The sequence below is a fragment of the Hugenholtzia roseola DSM 9546 genome (assembly GCF_000422585.1).
Taxonomy (GTDB): Bacteria; Bacteroidota; Bacteroidia; order Cytophagales; family Bernardetiaceae; genus Hugenholtzia; species Hugenholtzia roseola.
This window is the reverse complement of record NZ_AUGI01000067.1, coordinates 1-7,698: the sequence shown is the minus strand read 5'-3', so window position 1 is coordinate 7,698 and position 7,698 is coordinate 1. Positions and strand designations below refer to the sequence as shown.

General features: G+C 40.1%; 5 protein-coding genes. 3 read left to right on the top strand and 2 right to left on the bottom strand.

All coding sequences use genetic code 11. The annotated features are described in order from the left end of the window. Positions 1–814: 814 nt before the first annotated feature. The gene (locus tag G500_RS0107830) at positions 815–4,660 is read left to right on the top strand and encodes a two-component regulator propeller domain-containing protein (RefSeq protein ID WP_027002165.1); all 3,846 of its coding nucleotides are present in this window, start codon (positions 815–817) and stop codon (positions 4,658–4,660) included. Positions 4,661–5,119: 459 nt separating this feature from the next. Continuing rightward, positions 5,120–5,623 carry an IS1634 family transposase gene (locus tag G500_RS0107820; protein ID WP_027002163.1) on the top strand — a complete coding sequence of 168 codons (504 nt, stop codon included), beginning with the start codon at positions 5,120–5,122 and terminating at the stop codon, positions 5,621–5,623. A 313-nt stretch (positions 5,624–5,936) separates the two neighbouring features. Here the strand turns inward: G500_RS0107820 and G500_RS0107815 are convergent, their stop codons facing one another. Both G500_RS0107815 and G500_RS0107805 read right to left on the bottom strand, forming a co-directional pair. Further along, positions 5,937–6,413 (bottom strand): PepSY-like domain-containing protein, encoded by a 477-nt coding sequence (locus G500_RS0107815; RefSeq protein ID WP_027002162.1) that lies wholly within the window; start codon positions 6,411–6,413, stop codon positions 5,937–5,939. Between the two features lie 352 nt (positions 6,414–6,765). Further along, positions 6,766–7,083, bottom strand: a complete 318-nt coding sequence (locus G500_RS0107805) for a DUF3467 domain-containing protein (RefSeq protein ID WP_027002160.1) — start codon at positions 7,081–7,083, stop codon at positions 6,766–6,768. A 327-nt stretch (positions 7,084–7,410) separates the two neighbouring features. On the opposite strand from G500_RS0107805, the gene G500_RS22830 reads away from it, so the two are divergent. Further along, the coding region (locus G500_RS22830) for a transposase family protein (RefSeq protein WP_161626103.1) at positions 7,411–7,698 on the top strand (288 nt) is incomplete at its 3' end.

Here is a 7,698-nt window from a genome sequence, read left to right as displayed (position 1 = left end):
TCTGAAAATCCTTTTTTATTTCAATCTCACTACGGACAAGGCAATGCCTTGTCCCTACATTCGAACTTAATTTTTAGAATTTAACATTACTGCCCTATATGGCGGGGCTTTGATTCGGAATCATTTTTTTGTATTTATGCAAAAAAATGATTTGGTTTTCGAACCCTCCCCTATGGGGGGAGGGCAGGGTGGGGGTTCAGGAGGTTTGCGCGAAGCACAAAACCCCGTTTTTTGACTTTCTGACCGTTGTAACAACGCTGCGCGTTTTGCATAAAGAGAACACAAAAATACACACAAGAGGGCTTTATTTCAGAAAGGTTAAATTTTAAAAATCAGGTGCAAATGCAGGGATAAGGCATTGCCTTGTCCTATGCCCCAAACCCTAAGGGTCTTCAAGACCCTTAGGGTTTAAGTCCAAATTTGACAAAACAAGGCTTTTCACAGAACTTGACCTTATTTGGCTGCACCTGCGGCTCTTTTTTGCCAAAGTGCTATTCAAAGATAGGGCTTATTTTTTAATTGTCCAAAAAAAACGAAGCCTTCTTATTTTTTGCCTCATAAAGCCTTAGAATCCGCAAGTCTTTTGAAACCGCAACTACCCAAATGGGCTTTTGGTGGGAAAAATCGCCCTTTTGGTCGAGTTTTTTTGAGAAAGGCAATTTTTTTGAAGCAGATGTTTTATATTTGGAAAAAGATGCTGCCCCTGCGCCCTTGTCCAATTTTTAATCTTTTTTCTTTTGCCGCTTTTCACACGCTTTCAACATTGCTACCTTGAAACTATCCTCACAATATTACCGCTTTTTTTTTTCCAAAAATGCTTGTTTTTTTGCAAAAGAAGCTACCCTTTGGGGCTTTCTTTTTTCTTGTACTTTTCTTTCCAAAGTTGAAGGCACAAACGGCTACTTCTCTTTATTTAGACCCCGAAAAAAAGCTAACACAATTTATTTGGCAGCAATGGCAAAAAGAAGATGGCTTGCCTCAAAATTCGGTGCAGGCACTTTTACAAACGCAGGACGGCTATCTTTGGGTTGGCACGCTTAATGGTTTTGCCAAATTCAACGGCGTTACTTTCGAGACCTTCAACACTGCCACACACAAGGGACTGCTTCAAAATCATATCACCGCCTTTTGTGAGCAAAACCAAGACCTTTGGATAGGTACAACGGCAGGGCTTGTGCGCTATCGAGGTGGCTATTTTCGCACCTTCACAACGCAAGACCAACTCCTGAACCAATCTATTCACGATTTATTACACTTTCAAAATCAACTTTGGATAGCAACCGAAGGAGGACTTTTTAAATACACGCGCCAAGTTTTTCGGGGCTATAACCAAAATCATGGCTTACCACTTGCGCCCATTACCGCCCTTTATGCCCATCAGAATCGTTTTTGGGTAGGGACAAAAGAGGGACTTTTTCTATATGATGCTGAAAATGATACTTTTTCTAAAATAGAATCGCTTGCTACTTTTTCCATTCGCGCATTGGCGCAGAAAGGCGAACAGCTTTGGATAGGCACAAAGGAAGGTTTGTTTTTATTGGATTTGAGCCAAAATGAGCCGCAGACGCTCGAAAAAATTGTGCCTTATGCCATTTCCACGCTCTATCTTGATGCAAGGGGGTCGCTTTGGATAGGTACTGAAAATCAGGGAGTTGGACGTAGGGTAGAGCCAAAAGAAGCCCATAAATCTAACCCAAGTAAATCTGACCCAAATAAGACAGCAACCATCGACTGGCTTTCCGTCAAAGACGGTTTTCCAAGCAATACCATTCTCAAAATTTGGCAGGATAGGGAAGGAAGCCTTTGGATTGCGACAGAAAGAGGCGGCTTAATACAACTCTTTGAAGGAAAATTTACCTTGTTTTCTGAAACCGAAGGTTTGGCAGATAAACTCACAAATTGTATCTTCGAGCATCAAGACTCTGCAAGTTCGGAAAAGGAAATTTGGGTAGGCACTAACAACGGATTGAGCTTGCTTAAAAAGGATACACTCTATAATTATAGCACCAAAGAAGGTTTGGGCGGAACGCACATTCGCAGCATTACGGCAGACAAGGCAGGTACGATTTGGGTCGGAACGTTGGGCGGCGGTATCGCTAAATTTGATAGAAAAAATAACCGTTTTCAGAGCTATCATATTCATAATGGTTTGGTCAATGATGCTGTCCGCGCTCTTGCGCCTGCTCTCGATGGCGGACTTTGGATAGGCACTATCGAGGGGATTAGCTATTTTAAAGAAGGGAAATTTGAAAATATTTCTATTCAAAATACGTTTATTACTAACGCCATTACTTTTTTGCATCAAAGTCCGACAGGTTTGCTTTATATCGGTACAGAAGAAGGACTTGCCGTTTTGGATAGCAAACAAAATGGGCGTTCCTATTTGCTCACCACACAAGACGGTTTGCCCAATAATTTCATTCTTTCACTATACGAAGAATATGACGCGCAAAAGCAAAACAGTACCCTTTGGATAGGCACAAAGGCGGGTTTGGCTATTTTAGATGAAAAGGGATTGCGTCAGATTCGGCAGGCACACAAGCATTATGAAAAGGGACACAAAGACCAAGATTTTCTTGGAGATGCCATTCATAGTTTGAATATTGATATAGAAAATAAAGTTTGGATAACCAGCAATGATGGTATTTTCGCTATCCAAAAGTCAGAACTATTGGAATGGTTTGAAAACGAAGGGGCGAAAAAAAGCCTACAAACGGTTTGGCACTTTGACGAGCAGGACGGACTTCGTAGTAGCGAAACGGCTTCGCTTTCCCAGCCTGCGGCTTTTATCGATAGTCAAAATCGCCTTTGGGTTGCAACTTCCGAAGGGGTAGCGGTTTTGCCCACACAAGCCCCCAAAATTCGCCGCAATAGGCTCACGCCGCTTTTACAAATTTTGCGTATCGAAACCAGCGAACGCCAAGAATTATCGCCGCCAGCAGGAGAGGCGGTTGTTTTTCATGGGGGAAATAATCAGTATGTTTTTCATTTTGAGGCACTTAGCTTTTTATCGGTAGGCAATATTCGCTTTCGCTACCAGCTCAAAGGCTACGACTCTCAACCTCGCCAAACGGCGGAGCGGAGCGTAAGCTATCCCAAACTGCCACCGGGCAACTACGTTTTTTGGGTTACGGCGGCAAATGCAGATGGTACGTGGCACGAAAAGGGCATCGAGATTCCAATTCAGGTAGAGCCGCTTTTGCAACAGCGCGTTATTTTTTGGGTTTTTATTGCCGTATTAGTTTTGCTTGTAATTTATTCTATCACAAAATGGCGCATCAGTCTTGCCAATAAAAAAGCCGAACAGTTGGAACTGCGTGTAGAAAATGCGTTGCAAGAGGGGCTTTCGCAAAGCCATCAAATTCGGGAGCAAGCCGAGGAGTTGGAAATTATCAATCGCATTGTGGCGCGTATTAATACCGAAAGTAGGTTCGAGGGTGTATTGCAAGTGCTTCTAAGTGAGGGCGTTACGCTTTTTGATAATTGCGATAGGGCTTATTTTTTACTCTATTCCGACCAAGATTATACCTTTGAGTTGGCGGCACTTCATGGCTACTCCCAAGAAAATATACAAGGTGCATTGTTTTCATTTAAAACAATTACTTCTTACTTTAAAAATAGTTTAGAAGTAGGTACGCATTTTTACAAACAATATACCGTAGAAGGAATACCTTATTTTATCCAAAATTATCGCCCTTGTTTTTCTTTGGTTTTGCCTATCAAACTGCAAAACAAACTTTCTGCACTCTTAGTTTTAGATTTTGATAAAAATAAAAAATTTGAAACGCGCGAAATCAAACAATTAGAGCGTTTTACCGAGCAGGCGGTTTCTGCCTTTATTCGCGCCCTTTCGATAGAGGAGATGGCGGCACAAAATCAAGCCTTAGAGCGAAGCATCGAGCAGCTTTCTGATAGCATCAAATATGCGCAAAGAATACAAAATTCTTTGCTTAAAAAAGTGAGCGATATTGCACCTCATTTTCAAGATTTTTTCCTTTTTTACAAGCCCAAAGATGTCGTCAGCGGCGATTTCTATTGGTTTTATCCTCTGCCTAAGCGCGTGATTTTAGCAGCCGTAGATTGCACAGGGCATGGTGTACCCGGTGCTTTCATGACCGTTATGGGCATTTCTATTTTGAATCAGATTGTAAAAGAGCGCGAAATTACTTCACCAAGCGAACTTCTTTATGCTTTAGATGCGCAAATAGCGGCGGCTTTTCGCAATAGCAATCCCAACGAAGAGCAAAAAGATGGCATGGATATGTCAGTGGTCATTATCGATTCTGAAAGGCAGGAAATTGCCTTTTCGGGAGCTAAAAATCCACTTTATTATACTCACGACGGAGAAATGCAGGTTGTCAAGGGTTCGAAATTTCCGATAGGAAGTGCAGGACATTACAAAAATAAAGTATTTGAAGATACCATTTTCAAATATGAAAAAAACGACACTTTTTATCTCTTTACCGACGGCTTTCAAGACCAATTTGGCGGAGAGCAGGGTAGAAAGTTTATGAGTCAGAAGTTTAGGGAATTTCTTTTGGAGTATAGCTATTTGCCCTTGCCCGAACAGTTGGAAAAATTGGAAAGTGCCTTCAAACTTTGGAAAGGAAACCACAAACAAACGGACGACAATTTGATTATTGGTTTCAAAATAAAGTAAAGTTTTGAACTTGTAAAAGTCATATATGCTTTCAGAACTTTTGTTGTCTTTTTTTGGCGTTGTTACAGCACTTGTAAGGCGAAAAAAGTCCGCGCAGATTTTTTTAATCTTCATTTTACCAATTCACATTCTCTGAATATTCTTGGTCTTTATAATCGTTAAAATCTCTTATCTTTTTGAACTCAAAAGTCTTAACGTTGATTTCCCAAATTGCAGGTTTTTCTTGAGTTTGACACTTGTAAGAGGTAAAACGCCTAAAGGAGCGAGTATAGGCACTTTTTGGCAAAAAAATGTAGTGCGAAAAAAGTTTGGAAAAGTCGTTTTTTTTCACTAAATTTGCATTTTGAATCAAAACAGACTTATTTTAAGAACAGATGGCATTTCTACGCAAAGACAAAAAAGGGGGCGAGTATTATCTTCGTATCTGCAACTTATCAAACACAAAGTGATTTTTTAGATATGCAGTCTGTTTCTCTTCAACATTTTTATCATAATTTAGATAAACTTAGTCTTTATAGTACAGAACTACAAAAATTAGTATTTCAAAAAAATAAGCAACTACAATCTTATGAGTTAGACTTAGTTTTTTATGATGTTACGACCTTTTATTTCGATTCAGAAGTAGTAGTAGAAGAAGCCTTGCGCCAGAAAGGTTTTAGTAAAGATGGTAAAATTGGTAAAACACAAGTTATTTTAGGATTATTATTAGACAAGAACGCATTGCCACTTGGCTACGGCTTGTATGCAGGGAATCAGTATGAAGGACATACTTTGGTCAAAAAAATAGATAAATTAAAGCAATTATATAATCTTAACAAGATAACTGTAGTAGCCGATAGTGGCAGGCTAAATGCTGCTAATTGTCAGGCAGTCAAGGGAGCAGGTTACGATTTTTTGCTGGGCGGACGATTGAAAAATCTGCCCCAAACAGTAAAAACAACGCTTTTAGATAAGACAAAATAAAGAAGATTTTTATATCCGTTCTGTGTTTAATAATCACACGGAACAAATCCTTAAATATTTACAAATCAAAAGACTGCCCGACCTGACCACTAAGAACTTGATAACCAAATACTTAGCCTAAAATGTAGTGCTACTAAAAAAAGCAACTGCTTGATAATCAAACACTTAACCCGACAAAGTGTCAAATTCAAGAGGCAAGACAGGCTGCTGCGCTACCAAAAAAGCACAGTAATTTTACACAGCCTTAAACAAAAAAAGCTCGCTTAGGCGGGCTTTTTTTGTTTGTTCAACTTTTATGGGCTTAGAAGCCTTATCATTTGATTTGACTTAAAAGTTCGCTATCGAGAGGGTCTATGGCTTCTTCTTTTGTCAGATTGCCATCTTTATCAAAGCGGACGGCAGTGGTTTCGTTCACAAAAGCGACAAAGGTAGTCGCACCACTTTTGTCTTCTACTTTTCGGACATGATGCTGCTTTCCAGCGTGCTTTTCGCCCAGATAATCAGCCACTTTCGGGGGCGTAGTCTGCGGATTGAGCGTTGTTACGGTTTCTATCCAAGCTCCTGCTGCGTCAAATTTGGCAACTTTAATTGTATTGGCTTCCTCGAAGATAACACTATGGAGCGAACTCAAAGGCAGGTAGCTAATGACCTTTACCCCTGCGTATTTGCTGCCAAAAGTGCCTTTGATAATATCGGGTAAATCTTGTGCGGAAAGGCTAACGGGCAAAGCCCCTACCAGCGTTAGGGCAAAAAGAAGGGTGAAAAAAAAGCGTGTCATATTCTTATTCATAAAAGTATTGTTTTTTTAGGAAAGTAAAGAAGAATGGAGAAACGGACAAAAGGGTTCTGCGTACAGTTTTTGGTAGGCAAGGTAGCTATTTTTTTTCCAAAATAAGTAAAAAAAACGCAGTTGAACAAAAAAAACAATGTTACAAGGCTTTGTAAAACGTCATGATTTTGTTCAAAAAGCGTAGCAGGGCGGCATCTGTTCTTTTTTAAAGCCTGACCTAACGTGAGCAAAAGGCTTCGGTTCAAAAAAAAGCGACCGCCTTATTTTTACCTTCCGCCTTTTTGGGCTGAAAATAAGTTTGGTAGGTGCTTTAATTGGTTTGTAGCGGCATCTTTTGCTTTTTGGCGGAGGCTTAGGCTTCGCCTATTGTGCCACCAAAGTTAGTAGGGAAGGTTGTTTCTTCGTCGTGTAATTTAATGCGTGAAAAAGTGCTTTCGTAGCGGTCGATGTTTTCTTGCAATGCCCCTAAAAGCCTTTTGGCATGGTCAGGTGTTAGGATAAGGCGCGATTTGACTTTTGCCTTAGGAAGTCCGGGCATCACTTGAATAAAATCGAAAATAAATTCGCTGCCTGAATGGGCAATCATGACCAAATTGCTGTACTGCCCTTCGGCAATTTCCTCGCTTAATTCGATATTGAGGGGCGAATTGTTGTCGTCTTTTGTTTGCATGTTATCTAAAAAGGTGTGAGAATCAGGAAAGTAAGAAGTGAAAAGCCATACTTTTGCCATTGTAAAGGCTTTCGGTAGAAAAGAAAAGGCTTAATCCTGCCAAAAATATCAAATCTTGGCGAATATACCAAAAAGAAGCGAAAGTTTTTTTGGTCTGATTCCTATGAAAATAGGCGAAAAACCGCCGCCCTTTTTCGCAGTGAGGTTGAGTTTTGGGGCAAGTCCTATCTTTTCAAACTTGAAGACACTGCTAAAACCTAATTATATTAGAGTTTATGAACGGAATTTTGTTATCTTTGCGTTGTTTTACGCTTTTATTTTTCTAACATGTACAATTCCTTGATAATCAGCGAGTTACAAAAAGACGAAAAGCAGTTTCGTGCCTTAACTTCTTTGCTTCCCGAAGAGTTTGAGGTGTTGTTGAGCAAGTTTGAGTCTGCGTTTGAGGATTATATTGCCAAATACAAGCTCGATGGGACACCTCGCTACAACAAATATAGTCCAAGAGCGACAAAAATATTGGGTAGCTGTGCCGAAAAGCTTTTTTTTATTTTGGTCTATCACAAACAAAACCCAACCCAAGCATTTTTAGCCTTTTCTTTTGGGCTGACCCAA